The sequence below is a fragment of the Streptomyces sp. B1I3 genome (genome assembly GCF_030816615.1).
Taxonomy (GTDB): domain Bacteria; phylum Actinomycetota; class Actinomycetes; order Streptomycetales; family Streptomycetaceae; genus Streptomyces.
In genome coordinates this window covers 2575150-2592160 of the sequence record NZ_JAUSYD010000001.1, presented here as the reverse complement: position 1 = coordinate 2592160, position 17011 = coordinate 2575150, and the positions used below count along the sequence as shown (strand labels likewise).

At 72.7% G+C, this 17011-nt stretch carries 16 protein-coding genes; 12 read left to right on the top strand and 4 right to left on the bottom strand.

The features are described from left to right. Positions 1-2 precede the first annotated feature (2 nt). Genes QFZ58_RS11710 through QFZ58_RS11700 form a run of 3 tightly spaced genes read left to right on the top strand, consistent with a single transcriptional unit; the run spans position 3 to position 3273 of the window. A complete protein-coding gene (locus QFZ58_RS11710; protein WP_307128830.1) occupies positions 3-1664 on the top strand; it encodes an ABC transporter ATP-binding protein in 1662 nt (553 codons plus the stop codon). Positions 1665-1683: 19 nt separating this feature from the next. Continuing rightward, on the top strand, positions 1684-2355 hold the full coding sequence (locus tag QFZ58_RS11705) for a trimeric intracellular cation channel family protein (protein ID WP_307124864.1): 672 nt from the start codon (positions 1684-1686) through the stop codon (positions 2353-2355). 51 nt (positions 2356-2406) lie between these two features. Then, positions 2407-3273 (top strand): thioesterase family protein, encoded by an 867-nt coding sequence (locus QFZ58_RS11700; RefSeq protein WP_307124863.1) that lies wholly within the window; start codon positions 2407-2409, stop codon positions 3271-3273. Between the two features lie 352 nt (positions 3274-3625). Here the strand turns inward: QFZ58_RS11700 and QFZ58_RS11695 are convergent, their stop codons facing one another. Further along, positions 3626-4249 (bottom strand): TetR family transcriptional regulator, encoded by a 624-nt coding sequence (locus tag QFZ58_RS11695; protein ID WP_307124862.1) that lies wholly within the window; start codon positions 4247-4249, stop codon positions 3626-3628. 106 nt (positions 4250-4355) lie between these two features. On the opposite strand from QFZ58_RS11695, the gene QFZ58_RS11690 reads away from it, so the two are divergent. The 3 genes from QFZ58_RS11690 (at position 4356) to QFZ58_RS11680 (ending at position 6278) form a co-directional block, all read left to right on the top strand. Beyond that, positions 4356-4511, top strand: a complete 156-nt coding sequence (locus tag QFZ58_RS11690) for a hypothetical protein (RefSeq protein WP_307124861.1) — start codon at positions 4356-4358, stop codon at positions 4509-4511. Positions 4512-4547: 36 nt separating this feature from the next. Further along, positions 4548-4919 (top strand): DUF4190 domain-containing protein, encoded by a 372-nt coding sequence (locus tag QFZ58_RS11685; RefSeq protein WP_307124860.1) that lies wholly within the window; start codon positions 4548-4550, stop codon positions 4917-4919. 189 nt (positions 4920-5108) lie between these two features. Then, positions 5109-6278 carry a cysteine desulfurase family protein gene (locus QFZ58_RS11680; RefSeq protein WP_307124859.1) on the top strand — a complete coding sequence of 390 codons (1170 nt, stop codon included), beginning with the start codon at positions 5109-5111 and terminating at the stop codon, positions 6276-6278. A gap of 38 nt (positions 6279-6316) precedes the next feature. On the opposite strand, the gene QFZ58_RS11675 is transcribed toward QFZ58_RS11680, so the two are convergent. Beyond that, complete coding sequence (locus tag QFZ58_RS11675) at positions 6317-6988, bottom strand: N-acetylmuramoyl-L-alanine amidase (protein WP_307124858.1); 672 nt, start codon at positions 6986-6988, stop codon at positions 6317-6319. A 61-nt stretch (positions 6989-7049) separates the two neighbouring features. Here QFZ58_RS11675 and mnmA point away from each other — a divergent pair, with 61 nt between their 5' ends. Further along, on the top strand, positions 7050-8186 hold the full coding sequence (mnmA, locus tag QFZ58_RS11670; RefSeq protein ID WP_307124857.1) for a tRNA 2-thiouridine(34) synthase MnmA: 1137 nt from the start codon (positions 7050-7052) through the stop codon (positions 8184-8186). Between the two features lie 124 nt (positions 8187-8310). Here mnmA and QFZ58_RS11665 read toward each other — a convergent pair whose 3' ends face one another. Then, on the bottom strand, positions 8311-9123 hold the full coding sequence (locus QFZ58_RS11665) for an alpha/beta fold hydrolase (protein ID WP_307124856.1): 813 nt from the start codon (positions 9121-9123) through the stop codon (positions 8311-8313). Positions 9124-9207: 84 nt separating this feature from the next. Further along, complete coding sequence (locus QFZ58_RS11660; protein WP_307124855.1) at positions 9208-9543, bottom strand: DUF427 domain-containing protein; 336 nt, start codon at positions 9541-9543, stop codon at positions 9208-9210. A 75-nt stretch (positions 9544-9618) separates the two neighbouring features. Here QFZ58_RS11660 and QFZ58_RS11655 point away from each other — a divergent pair, with 75 nt between their 5' ends. From QFZ58_RS11655 to QFZ58_RS11635, 5 genes are all read left to right on the top strand, one after another. After that, positions 9619-10158: a TIGR00730 family Rossman fold protein gene (locus QFZ58_RS11655; RefSeq protein WP_307124854.1), complete on the top strand. Its 540-nt coding sequence runs from the start codon at positions 9619-9621 to the stop codon at positions 10156-10158. A 15-nt stretch (positions 10159-10173) separates the two neighbouring features. Continuing rightward, entirely contained in the window at positions 10174-10863 is a 690-nt protein-coding gene (locus QFZ58_RS11650) for an SDR family oxidoreductase (protein WP_307124853.1), read from the top strand. Between the two features lie 143 nt (positions 10864-11006). After that, positions 11007-12032, top strand: coding sequence for a methionine synthase (locus QFZ58_RS11645; protein ID WP_307124852.1), 1026 nt, complete (start codon positions 11007-11009; stop codon positions 12030-12032). Between the two features lie 30 nt (positions 12033-12062). Continuing rightward, positions 12063-14261, top strand: a complete 2199-nt coding sequence (gene ligA, locus QFZ58_RS11640) for an NAD-dependent DNA ligase LigA (protein WP_307124851.1) — start codon at positions 12063-12065, stop codon at positions 14259-14261. Positions 14262-14717: 456 nt separating this feature from the next. Further along, a complete protein-coding gene (locus QFZ58_RS11635) occupies positions 14718-16862 on the top strand; it encodes a bifunctional diguanylate cyclase/phosphodiesterase (protein ID WP_307124850.1) in 2145 nt (714 codons plus the stop codon). Positions 16863-17011 lie beyond the last annotated feature (149 nt).

Sequence of the window (17011 nt, the reverse complement as noted above, 5' to 3'; positions counted from 1 at the left end):
ATCTGAACAAGAAGACTCCCGCGTCCGGCGCGGACGGGTCGGACGGGTCCGGGTCCGAGCCGCTCCTCAAGGTCACCGGCCTGGCCAAGCACTTCCCGATCACCAAGGGCATCCTCAAGCGCAAGGTCGGCGCCGTCCAGGCCGTCGACGGGCTCACCTTCGACGTGCGCCCCGGCGAGACCCTGGGCGTCGTCGGCGAGTCCGGATGCGGCAAGTCGACCATGGGCCGGCTGGTGACCCGGCTGCTGGAGCCGACCGGTGGCAAGGTCGAGTTCCAGGGCCGCGACATCACCCACCTGTCGGCGGGCCGGATGCGGCCGATGCGCCGTGACATCCAGATGATCTTCCAGGACCCGTACGGGTCGCTGAACCCCCGCCACACCGTCGGCGGGATCATCGGCACCCCCTTCCGGCTCCAGGGCGTCAAGCCCGAGGGCGGCGTGAAGGCGGAGGTCCAGCGGTTGCTGGAGCTCGTCGGGCTCAATCCCGAGCACTACAACCGCTACCCGCACGAGTTCTCCGGCGGACAGCGCCAGCGCATCGGCATCGCCCGGGCCCTGGCGCTCAACCCGAAGCTGGTCGTCGCGGACGAGCCGGTCTCCGCGCTGGACGTGTCGATCCAGGCCCAGGTGGTGAACCTGCTGGACGACCTCCAGGACGAGCTCGGGCTCACGTACATGATCATCGCGCACGACCTGTCGGTGATCCGCCACGTGTCGGACCGGATCGCTGTCATGTACCTCGGCAAGATCGTCGAGCTCGCGGACCGCAACTCGCTGTACGAGGCGCCGATGCACCCGTACACGACGGCGCTGATGTCCGCCGTGCCGGTGCCGGATCCTCGGCGGCGCGGAGCCAAGAGCGAGCGCATCCTGCTCAAGGGTGATGTCCCGTCGCCGATCTCGCCGCCGAGCGGCTGCCGGTTCCACACCCGGTGCTGGAAGGCGACGCAGGTCTGCAGTACGACGGAACCGCCGCTGCTCCAGCTGAAGACCGGGCACCAGGTGGCGTGCCACCACCCGGAGAACGGCGAGGACCAGGTGCCGGGGGACGCGCCGCTGGTCGCGGACGTCATCACCGTGAGGCCGGCGGTCGCGGAGAAGTCCGCGGTGCCGCCCGCATCGGCGGAGCCGGTCGTGGCCGCCGGGGTGGTGGGGGCCGAGAAGTCCGCGAGCCCGCAGAAGCCGGCCGAAGGCCCTGAGGGCGTCGCGGTCGTCGAGGGAGCCGAGGGCGTCGAGCCTGCTGGGGTGCCCGAGACGACCGTCGAGGCCACCGAGGCTGCTGAGCCCGCTGAGCCCGCCGATCCCGCTGAGGCTGCCGTGGTGACCGAGTCGGCTGGAGCGGCTGAGGCTGCCGAGCCGGTTGAGGCCGCCGAGCCGGCTGAGGCTGCCGTGGTGATCGAGCCGACTGAAGCGGCTGAGGCTGCCGAGCCGGTTGAGGCCGCCGAGCCGGCTGAGGCTGCCGTGGTGATCGAGCCGACTGAAGCGACTGAGCCTGCTGAGCCGACTGAAGCTGCTGAGCCGGTCGAGTCTGCTGAGCCGGTTGTGACCCCTGACGTGGCACCCGCCGAGGAGCCGGACGCGCCCGCCGGGGCTGCCGCCGGCGACGGCGGGGAGGACGCGGCCGCACCGTCCACGAAGGCGGGGGACGCACCGGAGAAGTAGGTACCGGCACAATTGCCCGGTGCTCAACGAACTCTTCACCCCCTCCGTCCAGCATGCGCTCGACATCGTCGGGATCTTCGTCTTCGCGATCTCGGGCGCCCTGCTCGCCGTACGCAAGAACTTCGATGTCTTCGGCATCGCCGTTCTCGCCGAGGTGACAGCGCTGGGCGGAGGGATCTTCCGTGACGTGATGATCGGCGCGCTCCCTCCGGCGGCCTTCACGGATCTCGGCTACTTCGTGACCCCGCTGCTCGCCGCCGGCCTGGTCTTCTTCCTCCATCCGCACGTCGAGCGGATCCAGGTCGGCGTCAACGTCTTCGACGCGGCCGGGCTGGGGCTCTTCTGCGTATCCGGCACCATCAAGGCGTACGAGCACGGCCTCGGCCTCACCTCGTCCGCCGCCCTGGGGCTGGCCACCGCGGTCGGGGGCGGTGTGCTGCGCGACGTCCTTGCCAACGAGGTGCCCTCGCTGCTGCGCTGGGACCGCGACCTGTACGCCGTGCCGGCGATCGTCGGCGCGGTCACGGCGGTCCTCTGCATCCGTTTCGATGCCCTCAACGCCTACACCAGCGGCGCCGCCGCGCTCGCCGCGTTCGTCCTGCGGCTGCTGGCCATGCGCTTCCACTGGCGCGCGCCGCGCGCCTACAACCGGCGCTCGGCCACGGCGGAGGAGGCTCCCGCCGTCATCTGACCGCAACAAAAAGCTACCGCTCAGTAATACGGTCGGTGTACGGTGCATGCCATGGCACAGGCAGCAACGCAGGCGCCGCGCGCAGCGCAGGCGACCATCGGCGACAGCGAGTTCGACCGCGACACCGCCGTCACGCTCCGCGAAGAGGGCGTCTACGACGCAGAGCTCTCCGCGGGCTGGACGATCATCCACGCCGTCAACGGCGGTTATCTCCTGGCCATGCTCGGCCGGGCGCTCGGCGAGGCACTCCCGCACCCCGACCCCTTCTCGGTCTCCGCGCACTACCTCACCGCGTCCGTACCCGGCCCGGCGGTGATCCGCACCCAGGTCGTCCGTACCGGGCGCACGCTGTCCACCGGTGAGGCCTCGCTCTTCCAGTACGCGCAGGACGGTACCGAGATCGAGCGCATCCGGGTGCTGGCCACCTACGGTGACCTCGACGGCCTCCCCGACGACGTCCGCACGACCGCCGAGCCGCCCGCCATCCCGCCGTTGGAGCAGTGCCTCGGACCGGGCGACGGATCCGCGCCGATCCCCGGCAGCTCCGCCATCACCGAACGGCTCGACATCAGGCTCGACCCGGCGACGATCGGCTGGGCCGTCGGCGCACCGTCCGGCAAGGGCGAGATGCGGGGCTGGTTCGGCCTCGCCGACGGCCGCGACGCGGACCCGCTCTCGCTGCTGCTCACCGTGGACGCGCTGCCGCCGACCTCGTTCGAGCTGGGGCTGAAGGGCTGGACGCCCACCATCGAGCTCACCACCCACGTCCGCTGCCGTCCGGCCCCCGGCCCCCTGCGTGTTTCCATCACGACCCGCAACCTGGCAGGCGGCTTCCTCGAGGAGGATGCGGACGTCTGGGACAGCGCCGGCCGTCTGGTGGCCCAGTCCCGCCAGCTCGCCCGCGCACCCCGCAGCTGACGGCCCCGGCCCCCGCCCCGCAGCTGACGGTCCCGGCCCGCCTTCCGGCCGTCGCGCCTCCGGCCCTCCCGCCGGCGTGACGGCCCCGAGCCGGCATGGGGTGCTGCGGCAGGCCGATCACTCTCCGTGCCCCTGCTGCCCCTGACCCGTACGGCGTGCTCGAGCTGGCCCGGACCCGCGCGGCGTGCTCCTGCTGCCACGGACGCGCGCGGCCAGGACCCGGCCCCTCAGCTCGCGGGGTGCCCGGAGGGCTCCGTAAGCGCCGCCTTCCGCGACGTCGAGGAGTTGTCCGCGCGAGCGGGGCGGGAAGCTCCGCTCCCGCCCACCGGCCCCGGGTTCTTCCGTGTCGGCCTCAGGGGGCGTCCAGCCAGTGGGCCCGGCCCACGGTCACCAGGCGCAGCCGGCGCCGGGCCACCCGGATGACCTCCTGCTCCCCTCGGGGTCCGGCGTCGAGCAGGGCGGACGCGGTGAGCACCATGTGGTCGACGTACAGCCCGCCCAGCATCAGGAGATCCTCGGGGTCCCAGCCCGCCGACTCCGGTTCCGCGGCGAGCGCCGCCGCCACCTCCTCGGCGAACAGCCGGAGCTGGGCCGCTATGGCCTCCCGGACCGGGCCGACGCCGCCGTGCTGCTCGCGGGCGATGAAGCGGAAATGCGCGGGCTGGGCGGCGACATGCCGGCTGATCAGGCCGACGCTCCGGTCCAGCCGCTCCTCGCTGTCACCCGTGTCGGCCAGGATCGCGCCGATCATGCCGTGCAGGCTGCCCAGGGTCTGCTCGACGAGCGCCACCCCCAGCGCCGCCGTGCCGTCGAAGTGGCGGTAGAAGGCGGTCGGCGCCACACCCACGGCCCGCGTCACCTCGCGCAGGCCCAGGCTGCTCAGGCTCTGGTGCTCCAGCAGCCGCAGTGCGGCGTCGAGCAGTGCCTGGCGTGTCTTCAGCTTCTGGGCCTGGCGGATGCCGACGGTGTGACTCATGCCATTCAGTAAACAACCGTTCTCCGAGTATCGGAAGGGCCGAGGGGTACTAGAGTCGAAAGTCAGTAAACAGTCGTACTCTCAACCGCAAGCGGAAAGGCCGCACATGTTCGTCCTCGTCGCCGCCCTGCTCCTGCTGGGAGTCGTCCTCGGAGCCGTGGCGCACCTGCCGTTGCCCCTGACTCTCGTCGCCGCAGCCGTGATCGGTCTCTGGCTGGCCGTGTTCGGTGTCCGCGAACGCCTCGCCCGCCGCACCCGCTGAGGACCCGCCGCACCGCTGAGAAAAGGAGCCCGCACCATGGCACTCACCACCGCACGCACCGACCGTCACCCGGGCACCCGGACCGACGGGCCGACGCCCGGCACCCGGACCGACGGGCCGACGCCCGGAATCCGGACCGGCGGGCCGACGCCCGGAATCCGGACGTCCGGCACCCGGGAGGCCGACGGCCTGGCCGTCGCCTCCTTCGTGCTCGGACTGCTCGGTCTCCTGGTGATGAACATCCTGCTCGGGCCCGCCGCCATCGTCATGGCACTCATCGCTCTCGCCCGCTCCACCGCCCGCCGCGGCCGCGCGCTGCTCGGACTCGCCCTCGGCGTCGCCGACCTCGTCGTCCTCGCCGTCCTGGTCACCGCGAACGGCACCGTCTCCTGGAGCTTCGGGGGCTGACCGGCCCGCAGTTCCGGAGGCGGGGCAGCCCCGGGTCGCGGGCGCCGGACGGCCCGCTGCCCGCCGTTCGCCGGTACCGGATCGGGCTCCGTCTCCGGCAGGCCCGAGCGCCGTGGCGGCACCCTCCGGGCCCGCGACGCCATGCGCCCGCCGTGCGCCCCACCGGGGGCTCGTAGAATCGGGTGCACCATGGCCTACCTCGATCACGCCGCGACCACGCCGATGCTTCCGGAGGCGATCGCGGCGATGACCGCGCACCTCGCCGTCACCGGTAACGCGTCCTCACTGCACGCCGCCGGGCGGCTTGCCCGCCGTACCGTCGAGGAGTCCAGAGAGACCCTCGCCGACGCCCTCGGCGCCCGCCCCAGCGAGGTGGTCCTCACCTCCGGCGGTACGGAGGCCGACAACCTCGCCGTCAAGGGCCTCTACTGGGCCCGGCGCGACGCCGACCCGCGGCGCACCAGGGTTCTCGCCAGCCCCGTGGAGCACCACGCCGTACTCGACGCCGTCGACTGGCTCGCCGAGCACGAGGGCGCCACCGTCGAGTACCTCCCCGTCGACCGGTACGGGCGGGTGCACCCCGACGCGCTGCGCGAAGCGGTCCTCCGTGACCCCGACGACGTCGCGCTGATCACCGTGATGTGGGCGAACAACGAGATCGGCACCGTCATGCCGATACGCGAACTCGCGGAGGTGGCACGCGAATTCGACGTGCCGATGCATGCCGACGCCGTGCAGGCCTTCGGGCAGCTCGAGGTCGACTTCGCCGCGTCCGGGCTGGCCGCGATGACCGTCAGCGCGCACAAGATCGGTGGACCGTTCGGTATCGGCGCGCTGCTCCTGGGCCGCGACCACGCCCCCGTACCCGTCCTGCACGGAGGCGGGCAGGAGCGGCACGTGCGCTCCGGCACCCTCGACGTGCCCGCCGTCGCCTCGTTCGCCGTCGCCGGGCGGCTCGCCGCCGAGGGGCGCGAGGACTTCGCCCGCGAGATCGGCGCGCTCCGCGACGAGCTGGCCGAGGCCGTGCTGCGGGCCGTCCCCGACGCCCTGCTCGGCGGTGACCCGGCCCCCGGCGGCCGGCTGCCCGCCAACGCGCACTTCACCTTCCCCGGCTGCGAGGGCGACTCCCTCCTGCTGCTCCTCGACGCCCAGGGCATCGAGTGCTCCACCGGCTCCGCGTGCACGGCGGGCATCGCCCAGCCCAGCCATGTCCTGCTGGCCACCGGCACCGACCCCGACCTGGCGCGCGGCACCCTGCGCTTCTCGCTCGGCCACACCTCCACCAGGCAGGACGTCCAGGACGTCGCCCGCGCGATCGCCCCCGCCGTCGCCCGGGCGAGGACGGCAGGCCTCAGCTAGGAAGGCAGGCCGCAGCCAGGACGGAGGGCCACGGCGCCCTATGCCCGGACCGTGCGGATCAGCTTCAGGTAGCGGTCCCAGTCCCAGTGGGGGCCGGGGTCGGTGTGATCCGTACCGGGGACCTCCACGTGGCCGACTATGTGCTCGCGGTCCACCGGGATGCCGTAGTGCCTGCAGATCGTGGCCGCGAGACGGGCCGAAGAGGCGTACATGGCCGTCGTGAAGTCCCGGGGGCGGTCCACGAAGCCCTCGTGCTCGATGCCGACGCTGCGTTCGTTGTACGAGCGGTTGCCCGCGTGGAACCCCACGTCCAGCTCACGGATCATCTGGACGACCCCGCCGTCCTTGCCCACTATGTAGTGCGCCGCGGCGCCGTGGGCCGGGTCCTGGAAGACCTCGACGGCGCTGCCCAGGTCGCCCTGCGTCACATGGACGACGATGCGGTCGATGCCGTAGTCGTCCGGGCGGTCGGCGCGGCGCCAGTTCGCCTCGGAGGCCCCGATCCAGCGGGCGCCCGCGTAGTCCAGCTCTCCCGGCCTGCGGGGCTTCTCCACGCCCGGGACCCGCCACCAGACGCGCCGCGCCTCGTCCCACGCAAGGGCGGCCGTTCCCGCGGCCACGGCGGCACCACCGCCGATCAGCAGCGTGCGGCGGCTGACGCCGTGCCCGGCCCCGGTCCCCGGCGCTCCGGCGTTCCCCTTGCTCCCCATGTGCTGGTCAACGCTTATCCGCGCACATTCGGTTCCCGGCGACCCGTACCCTGGAGTGGCTATGACTCAGACCTCCCAGCGCCCCCTCCGCGTGCTCGCCGCCATGTCGGGCGGTGTCGACTCGGCCGTCGCCGCAGCCCGAGCCGCCGAGGCAGGCCATGACGTGACCGGGGTGCACCTCGCCCTCTCCGCGAACCCGCAGTCCTTCCGTACCGGGGCGCGTGGCTGCTGCACCATCGAGGACTCCCGTGACGCCCGCCGCGCGGCGGACGTGATCGGTATCCCCTTCTACGTCTGGGACCTCGCCGAACGCTTCCGCGAGGACGTCGTCGACGACTTCGTCGCGGAATACGAGGCGGGGCGCACGCCCAACCCCTGTCTGCGCTGCAACGAGAAGATCAAGTTCGCCGCGCTGCTCGACAAGGCACTCGCCCTCGGCTTCGACGCGGTGTGCACCGGCCACTACGCCACCGTCGTGGTCAACGAGGACGGCACCCGGGAGATGCACCGCGCCTCGGACATGGCCAAGGACCAGAGCTACGTCCTGGGGGTCCTGGACGAGAAGCAGCTCGCCCACGCGATGTTCCCACTCGGCGACACCCTCACCACCAAGGACGAGATCCGGGCCGAGGCCGAGCGCCGTGGCCTGGCCGTCGCCAAGAAGCCCGACAGCCACGACATCTGCTTCATCGCCGACGGCGACACCCAGGGCTTCCTCGCGAAGCACCTCGGTGGCCCCGCGGAGGGTGACATCGTCGACGAGGCGGGGACGAAGGTCGGCACCCACGAGGGCGCGTTCGGCTTCACCATCGGCCAGCGCAAGGGCCTGCGCATCGGCCACCCCGCCCCGGACGGCAAGCCGCGCTACGTCCTGGACATCTCGCCGGTGAACAACACGGTGACCGTCGGCCCTGTGGAGGCCCTCGACGTCACGGCACTGACCGCGATCAAGCCCCGCTGGTGCGGCACGGCACCCTCCGGGCCGGGCACGTACACCGCCCAGCTCCGCGCCCACGGCGGCGAGACGGAGGTGACGGCGGAGCTGGTGGACGGCACCCTGCACGTCGCCTTCACCGAGCCCGTACGGGGCGTGGCCCCCGGGCAGGCCGTCGTGCTGTACGACGGGACGCGTGTGGTCGGCTCGGCCACGATCGCGACGACGGTGCGACGTGAGGGGCAGCCGGCGGCCGCCGGCTGACGGGAGAGGGCCTGCCGGGTGGACAGCGCCCGCCCCGGCCGGTTGCCCGGATCGCCGCCCCGCCCGGCCCGGCCCGCAAGCTCAGGGTGCTCCGGCCGTCGCCCGCCCGGCCCGGCCCGCAAGCTCAGGGTGCCTCTGCGGTCGCCCGCCCCGCGAACACGTCCCGGGCGAAGAACTCCGCCAGGACGGGCGCGATCACCTGGGGCGCGAGTTCACGGGTCTGGCCCGTCAGGGTGCGGTGGCGGGCCCGGGGGATCGCCGCCGCGAGGGCGAGCGTCGTCGCGCGAGTCCCGGCGGAGCCGGAACCGCCGCTCACCACCAGCGTCCGCGCGGTCACGGACGCCAGACGGCCGACGGGCAGCGCGCCGTCGCCGAGCAGCGTGTCGTCGTACGCGAGCGTGTGCGCGAGGGCCACGAGGCCGGGCCACATCGGAGCCTGACGCATCCGGGCGATCGTCGTCCCCGGGAGGCCCGTGCGGGAGAGGTACAGCGCGACGGCGCCGTCCCGGTCACCCTGCGACAGGAGACGGTGCAGCTGGGCCGTGCACCGGGACTTGTACAGCAGCCCGGCCGCCCCGGGGGTGTACGGCGGATCGTAGACGGCCAGGAGATCCACGGGCAGGCCCGCCGCCTGTGCCTCCAGGGCAAGCGCCCCACCCGACAGCATGCCGAACAGGGACACGCGCCCGCCCGCACGGGCCGCCACCGCGGCCAGGTCCTCGATCTCGCGGCGGACCGCGTACGGCCCGCCGTCGCCGCTGGCGCCCCGCCCCCGGCGGTCGTACGTGACCACCGTGAAGCGTGACGCCAGCAGGGTGGCCAGCGGTGCCTCGGTCGCGGCGGTGCCCAGCGCCCCGCCCACCAGGATCACCGGCGGCCCGTCACCCCGGCGGCGATACGCGATAGAGGTGCCGTCACGGGAGAGAGTCTCGTCCATGTGGAGGTGGACCCGTGGGGAGCGCGGAACTCATCGCCGCGGCGGAGGAAGGCCGGAAGAAGTTGCCGGCGGCCGCTCCGGCCGTCAGTGGGCGATGAGATGCGTGTCGTAGAAGCAGAAGTGGTTCTTGATCGCGGCGACCTGTTCCCTGGGCTCCGGATAGGCCCAGACGAGGTCCGCCGCGTCCGGCAGCGACCAGTAGGACGCGTCGCCCTTGAACGGGCAGTGCGTACGGGTGTCCGACGGCGTCAGCAACTCGGTACGCACGTCCTCGGGGGGCAGGTAGTAGCGGTCGGGACAGCCCGTCTCCCGCAGCAGCAGCGGGCGGCGGCTCTCGGCGAGCACCTGGCCGTCGTGCACCGCACGGACGTGCACGGCTGCGGGCTCGACGGTGATGCGGTGTCCAGGAGTGGAGGTCATATCTGGTTCAGCCGTCCCGGAGGCCGGATTCTTCCCGCCCGGTGCGGTGCCGGAGGTGGCCCGTACGGTGGTCGCATGAACATCTGCGTCTTCCTCTCCGCCGCCGACCTCGACGACCGTTACACCGTTCCCGCCCGGGAGTTCGCCGAACTGCTGGGCCGCGGCGGGCACACCCTGGTCTGGGGCGGGTCGGAGAGCGGCCTGATGAAGGTCGTCGCCGACGGCGTGCAGGAGGCCGGCGGGCGCCTGGTGGGGGTCTCCGTGGAGTTCATGGCCGCGCTGGCCCGGCCGGACGCCGACGAGATGGTGGTGGCCAAGGACCTGGCCGAACGCAAGGCGCTGCTCCTGGAGAAGGCGGACGCAATCGTGATCATGGTCGGGGGCATGGGGACGCTCGACGAGGCCACGGAGATCCTGGAACTGAGGAAGCACGGCAAGCACGCCAAGCCCGTCGTCCTGCTGAACACCGCCGGCTTCTACGACGGTCTGCGCCAGCAGTTCCAGCGCATGGACGAGGAGGGGTTCCTGCCGCTCCCCCTCACCGAGCTGGTCTTCTTCGCCGAGGACGGCGTGGGGGCCCTCGCCTACCTCGAGGAGTCGGCCGGCCTGCAGTGATGCGAGCATGAGTCCATGCCTACTCATCTCATCACCGGTGCCGGCTCCGGCATCGGCGCGGCCGTCGCCCACCGCCTCCTGGAGCGCGGCGACGAGCTCGTGCTGCTGGCACGGGACGCCGGCCGCGCCAAGGAGCTCGCCGCACTCCACCCCGGCGCGCGCACCCTCGTCGGCGACCTCGGCAACCCGGACCGGCTCTCCTGGGCCTTCGGGCAGCAGCCCATGCCCGAACGCCTCGACTCGCTGCTGCACATCGCGGGCGTCGTCGAGCTGGGCCGGATCGGCGACCTCACGCCCAAGGCCTGGCACTTCCAGCTCAACGCCAATCTGGTCGCGCCCGCCGAGCTGACCCGGCTGCTGTTGCCGCAGCTGCGGGTCAGCCGGGGTCACGTCGTCTTCGTGAACTCGGGTGCCGGCCTGGCCGCGCATGCCGAATGGGGTGCCTACGCCGCGAGCAAGCACGGCCTGAAGGCGCTCGCGGACTCGCTGCGCCACGAGGAGCACGGCAACGGGGTCCGGGTCACGTCCGTCTACCCGGGGCGTACGGCCAGTCCCATGCAGGCCAAGGTCCACCAGCAGGAGGGCAAGGAGTACGACGCCTCCCGCTGGATCGACCCGGAGTCCGTGGCCACCACGATCCTCCTGGCGATCGACCTGCCCCGTGATGCGGAGATCAACGACCTGACGGTCCGCCCCGGCCGCTGACACCTTCCGGGCCGCTGACCTCCGGCCGCCGACACGGCTGCCGCGACCGGGTGCCGGGCTCCGGCTCCTCGTGCCCGGCCGTGGAGGGCCGGTGCCGAGGCGCCACCCGAGACCCGGCCGGCCGGGGCCCGTAGGCTTTCCGCGTGAGCGAGAAGAGCAAGTTCAGCGCGTGTGCAGCCACCGGTATCGGGTCCATGCCGGGGGGTGACGCCCGCGAGGCCGCGAAAACGGTCACCGGGTCCTTCGCCGACGGGCAGGGCATGCCGTACCTGGCGGAACTGCCCGCGCGCGGCCCCGGCGCGGACATGATCGGGCGGACCGTCGGACTCCTCGTCGAGATGTACGGCCATGTCGAGCCCAGCGGCTGGCGGATCAGCGACCGGCCCGGCCGCGACACCCGCCGGGCCCGCTCCTGGCTCGGCGAGGACCTCGACGCCCTGGAGGAGTTCACGCAGGGCTACGAGGGGCTCGTCAAGGTCCAGGCGGTCGGCCCCTGGACCCTGGCCGCCGGCCTGGAACTCCGGGGCGGCGAGGCGATGCTCGGGGACCCGGGGGCCTGCCGTGACCTGGCCGGTTCCCTGGCGGAGGGGCTGCGCGGGCACCTCGCGGAGGTGCGGCGCCGGGTGCCCGGCGCCGATGTCGTGCTCCAGCTCGACGAACCCTCGCTCACCGCCGTACTGCAGGGGCGGGTCAGGTCGGCGAGCGGCTACCGCACCTACCGCGCCGTCGACCGCCAGGTCGTCGAGGGGACCCTGCGCGAGCTGCTCGGGGTGAACGGCGAGAGCCCGACGGCCGTCCACTCGTGCGCCCCCGAGGTGCCGTTCGCACTGCTGCGCCGCGCCGGAGCCGATGCCGTCTCCTTCGACTTCTCCCTCCTCACCGAGCGTGAGGAGGAGACGATCGGGGAAGCCGTCGAGGGCGGTACACAGCTCGTCCTCGGGGTGGTCCCCGGCGCCGACGCCGCCTCGGACGCATTGTCGGACCCGGGCGGTAGCGTCATGGGTGTCAGGACACTGTGGAGCAGGCTGGGGCTGCATCCGGGGACTCTCGCCGAGTCCGTCGTGATCACCCCGTCCTGCGGGCTGGCGGGAGCATCGCCCGCGTACGCACGCGCCGCGCTCGCCCACTGCGCCCGGGCCGCGAGGTCGCTCGCAGACAACCCTGAGTAACGGCACGACGGGCTTACGGGAGGACGGACGATGGCCGGCGAACAGCAGGCACAGCAGCTGACCACGGTGCCGGCGGAGGCACAGGAGCAGCACGCTCTCCTCGCCGAGCAGATCGAGGAACACCGCTTCCGGTACTACGTGAAGGATCAGCCGGTCGTCAGCGACGCCGACTTCGACCGGCTGATGCGCGAGCTGGAGGCGATCGAGGAGCGGCACCCCCAGCTGCGTACGCCGGACTCGCCGACCCAGAAGGTCGCGGGGCCCTACACCACGGAATTCACCTCCGTCGAGCACCGCGAGCGCATGCTGTCGCTGGACAACGCGTTCGACGACGAGGAGCTCGCGGCCTGGGCCGAGCGCGTCGCCAAGGACGTGGGCCGCCCCGGCTACCACTTCCTGTGCGAGCTCAAGGTGGACGGCCTGGCCGTCAACCTCACCTACGAGCACGGCAGGCTGACCCGCGCGGCGACCCGCGGCGACGGCCGTACGGGCGAGGACATCACCCCCAACGTCCGTACGATCGCCGAGATCCCGCACCGGCTGTCGGGCGACCGGATTCCCGACCTGGTCGAGATCCGCGGCGAGGTCTTCTTCCCGATGGAGGCCTTCGAGGGACTCAACGCCCGCCTGGTCGAGGCGGACGACAAGCCCTTCGCCAACCCGCGCAACGCGGCGGCGGGTTCGCTGCGTCAGAAGGACCCCAAGGTCACCGCCACCCGCCCGCTCCACATGGTGGTCCACGGCATCGGCGCCCGCGAGGGCTTCGACATCGACCGCCTCTCGCAGGCGTACGACCTCCTGAAGGAGTGGGGCCTGCCGACCGCCCGGCACAACAAGGTCGTCGACTCCCTCGACGGTGTGCGGGAGTTCATCGCGTACTTCGGGGAGAACCGCCACTCCGTGGAGCACGAGATCGACGGGGTCGTGGTCAAACTCGACGAAATCCCGCTCCAGGGGCGGCTGGGCTCCACCTCGCGCGCCCCACGCTGGGCGATCGCCTGGAAGTACGCGCCGGAGGAGGTCAACACCAAGCTGGTGAACATCCGGGTCGGCGTCGGGCGTACGGGCCGGGTCACGCCGTACGCCCAGGTCGAGCCGGTCGAGGTGGCGGGCTCCGAAGTCGAGTTCGCCACCCTGCACAACCAGAACGTCGTGAAGGCCAAGGGCGTCCTCATCGGCGACACGGTGGTCCTCCGCAAGGCGGGTGACGTCATCCCGGAGATCCTCGGGCCCGTCGTCGATCTGCGCGACGGCAGCGAGCGGGAGTTCGTCATGCCGTCCGTCTGCCCCGAGTGCGGGACGGCGCTGCGCCCCATGAAGGAGGGCGACATCGACCTCCGGTGCCCCAACGCCCGCTCCTGCCCCGCCCAGTTGCGGGAGCGCGTGGCCTACCTCGCGGGCCGCAAGTGCCTGGACATCGACCACTTCGGCTACGTCGCCGCGGCGGCACTCACCAAGCCGCTGGAGCCCGCCGAGCCGCCGCTGCTCGACGAGGGTGACCTCTTCGGCCTCACGGTGGAGCAGCTTCTCCCGATCCGGGCCTATGTCCTGGACCAGGACAGCGGACTGCCCAAACGCGATCCGGGGACCGGCGAGGAGAAGATCGCGAGAGTCTTCTCCAACAAGGCGGGTGAGCCGAAGAGCAACGCACTGGGGATGCTGGAGGGCATCGAGGCGGCGAAGCAGGCTCCGCTCGCCCGGATCCTCACCGGACTCTCGATCCGGCACGTGGGACCGGTCGCCGCAGCCGAGCTGGCCCGGCAGTTCCGCTCCATCGACCGTATCGACGAGGCGTCCGAGGAGGAGCTGGCCGCCGCGGACGGGGTCGGCCCGATCATCGCGGCGTCCGTCAAGCAGTGGTTCGCCGAGGACTGGCACCGCGAGATCCTGCGCAAGTGGCGGGAGGCCGGGGTCCGTATGGAGGACGTGGCTGCCGGGGGTGAGGAGGGGCCGCGACCGCTGGAGGGACTCACCGTCGTCGTCACCGGCACGCTGGCGTCCCACACCAGGGATGGCGCGAAAGATGCGCTCCAGAGCCGCGGCGCGAAGGTGACGGGCTCCGTCTCGAAGAAGACCTCCTTCGTCGTCGTGGGCGAGAACCCCGGGTCGAAACACGACAAGGCGGTGCAGCTGAAGGTGCCCGTCCTCGACGAGGAGGGCTTCGCGGTCCTCCTCGACCAGGGGCCGGAGGCCGCCCGGGAGGCCGCTGTGCCCGTCCAGGACCTCTAGTCCGGGACACCCCGGGGACCTCTAGTCCGGGACACCCCGGGCCGCTCTCCCCGACGGAGCCGGCCCTCCCGTGCGGGCCGTGCGGGCCGTGCGGGTTGCCCAGGGCCTCGTCCGGCCGGGTTCCGGACGTGGGGCACGTGGCGTATCGAGGCGCGATCGAGACCGTGCCGGGGAGTGGCCGTGGGTGGGAGGGGAAGAACGAAGAATGCCGACAGAGGGAAACGAGAGGCTCTGGCCGCCTGACCGGCACCACCCGTTCGGCGCATATCAGAGGGTGGAAGAGGTCAGGTCCGCATTCGGGCAAGAGCTGTAGAGCGCTGCACGCGGGGGCCGTTGGCGGCCTACTGTTGAACGTGCACCTGCCGTGCCCGGCCGCGTCGTGGGAATCGGGCCGTGGTGGCATGGGAGCGGGGGCCACCGTGGGACATCGGCACCGCCGGCTGTGAGAGGGACGGAATGGAACCGACCGAGGGCGCCGCACCGGTGGCGCGGCTGCAAGGTTTCGTGGGCGTCACATCGAAAGTGGGCGCCGCGGTCGTGGCGGTCGCCGCGGTGCAGCTCGCGACCGGGTTCTACCGCACGGTCCGCGACGGCGAGGCGCTCTTCCCGGACGGCACCCCGGGCTGGTCGCTCGCCCTGCTCACCGGAATCGTCGTCGGCCACCTGGTCGCCCTCGGGCGCGACCGCTGGTGGGGCGGCACCGGTTCGGGGGCCGCCCTCACGCTCGCCGTACTCCTGCTCTACGGCTGGGTGCCCGCCGGGCTGGTCAGCCTCGTCGTCGTGGTGCTCGTCGGGACGGCACGCCGGCACCGCTGGTGGCAGGGCGTGCTGCACGGGGCCGCGGACATACTCGGCGTCGGGGCCGCCGCGCTCGTCCTGGCCGCGTTCGGTGAGGTACCGACCGTGGCATCGCCCTGGCGGCCGCTCCACTGGGGGATCGGGGCCCTGCCGGAAGTGCTGCTGGCCGCCACCGCCTACCTCCTGGTCACCCGCGCGCTCCTGTGGTGCGCCAGGGCGTCGCAGAGCGGCGCGCTGCCGACGATCGCCCGTACCGCGCTGCTGCGCCAGGGCCTCGTCGCGGTCGCCCTGTTAGGCATCGCCCCGCTGATCTGCGTCGTGGCCTCGGCCATGCCCGTCCTGCTGCCGCTCTTCGCGGTCCCGCTGATCGCCCTGGACTCCACGCTCTGGATCGCCCGTGCCAGGGCGGAGGAGCAGCTGAAGGACCCGCTGACCGGGCTGCCGAACCGCCAGTGGCTGCTGGAGCGCACATGGGCGGCGCTGGAGGAGGCCGAGAGCACCGGCACCCGAACGGCCCTCCTCCTCATCGACCTCGACCGCTTCCGGGCCGTCAACGACACCCTCGGCCACCTGGCGGGGGACCGGCTGCTGCTCCAGATAGCCGAACGCCTCCGGGTCGCCCTGCCGCGCGGTGCGGAGGCCGCACGCCTGGGGGGCGACGAGTTCGCCGTACTCCTGCCCACCGCGGACTCCACCACCAGCGCCCAGCGCGTCGCCCGCCACCTGGTCGCCGAGCTCTCCTCGCCCCTGGACCTCGACGGGCTCACCCTGGTCCTCGAGGCGAGCGCCGGGGTCGCCGTCCACCCCGACCACGCCCTCGACGCGGAAGGACTGCTCAGGCGCGCCGACGTGGCCATGTACCAGGCCAAACGGGACCGCACGGGCGTCGAGGTGTACGAGTCCAAGCGCGACAGCAACACCCCGGACCGGCTCGGCCTGCTGGGGGACCTGCGCCGCGCCCTGGACGCCCGCGAGGTGGAACTCCACTACCAGCCGAAGGTCCGCTTCGACGGCCAGGTCGCCGGTCTCGAGGCACTCGTACGCTGGGTGCACCCGGAGCGCGGAAGCGTCCCCCCGGACGAGTTCATCGCGATCGCGGAGTCCTCGGGCCTGATGCCGCACCTCACCGAGTACGTCCTGGAGACGGCACTGGCGCAGGTGGCCCGGTGGCGCGCCCAGGGGCTGCTCGTCCCGGTCGCGGTCAATGTCTCGCCGCGCGACGTCCACACCCCCGGCTTCGCCGGGAGCGTCGCGGCCCGGCTCGCCCGGCACGGGGTCCCGGCCGGTGCGCTGCAGCTGGAGATCACCGAGCACGTCCTGCTGGAGGATCCGCAGCGGGCCGCCGACACCCTGGCCGCACTGACCGGACACGGGGTGAAGATGTCCCTCGACGACTTCGGTACCGGTTACTCCTCGCTGGTGCACCTGCGCAAGCTGCCCGTCAGTGAGCTCAAGATCGACCGGTCGTTCGTCGCGCGGCTGGCCGTCGACACCGAGGACGCGGAGATCGTCCGCTGCACCATCGACCTGGCGCACTCGCTCGGTCTCCTGGTCGTCGCCGAGGGCGTCGAGGACGACGAGACCTGGGAGCGGCTGCGGGACCTGCGCTGCGACGCGGTGCAGGGCTGGCTCGTCGCCGCCGCGATGCCGCCTCAGGAAACCACGGCATGGCTGCGGGCCCGGGGCGAGCACGGGTGGCGGCGGCCCGCGGAGCTGGAGGCCGCCGCGGCGGCGAGCACCGCGCGCGAGCCGGAGCAGCGGGCGGCCGGACACGCGGTGCAGCCGGGGCCGGCGACGGCCTGAGCGGCATCCGCCCGGCGGGCGGGAGCGGGCGCGCGGGGGGTGGGCGGGTACCGGCCGGCGGCCGCCGGGCCGCCGGGGCGCGGGGGCGCGTACGCGTTCTACGGGCGGGAGCGGGCGGGAGCGGGCGGGAGTGGGCGCTCGGAGGATAC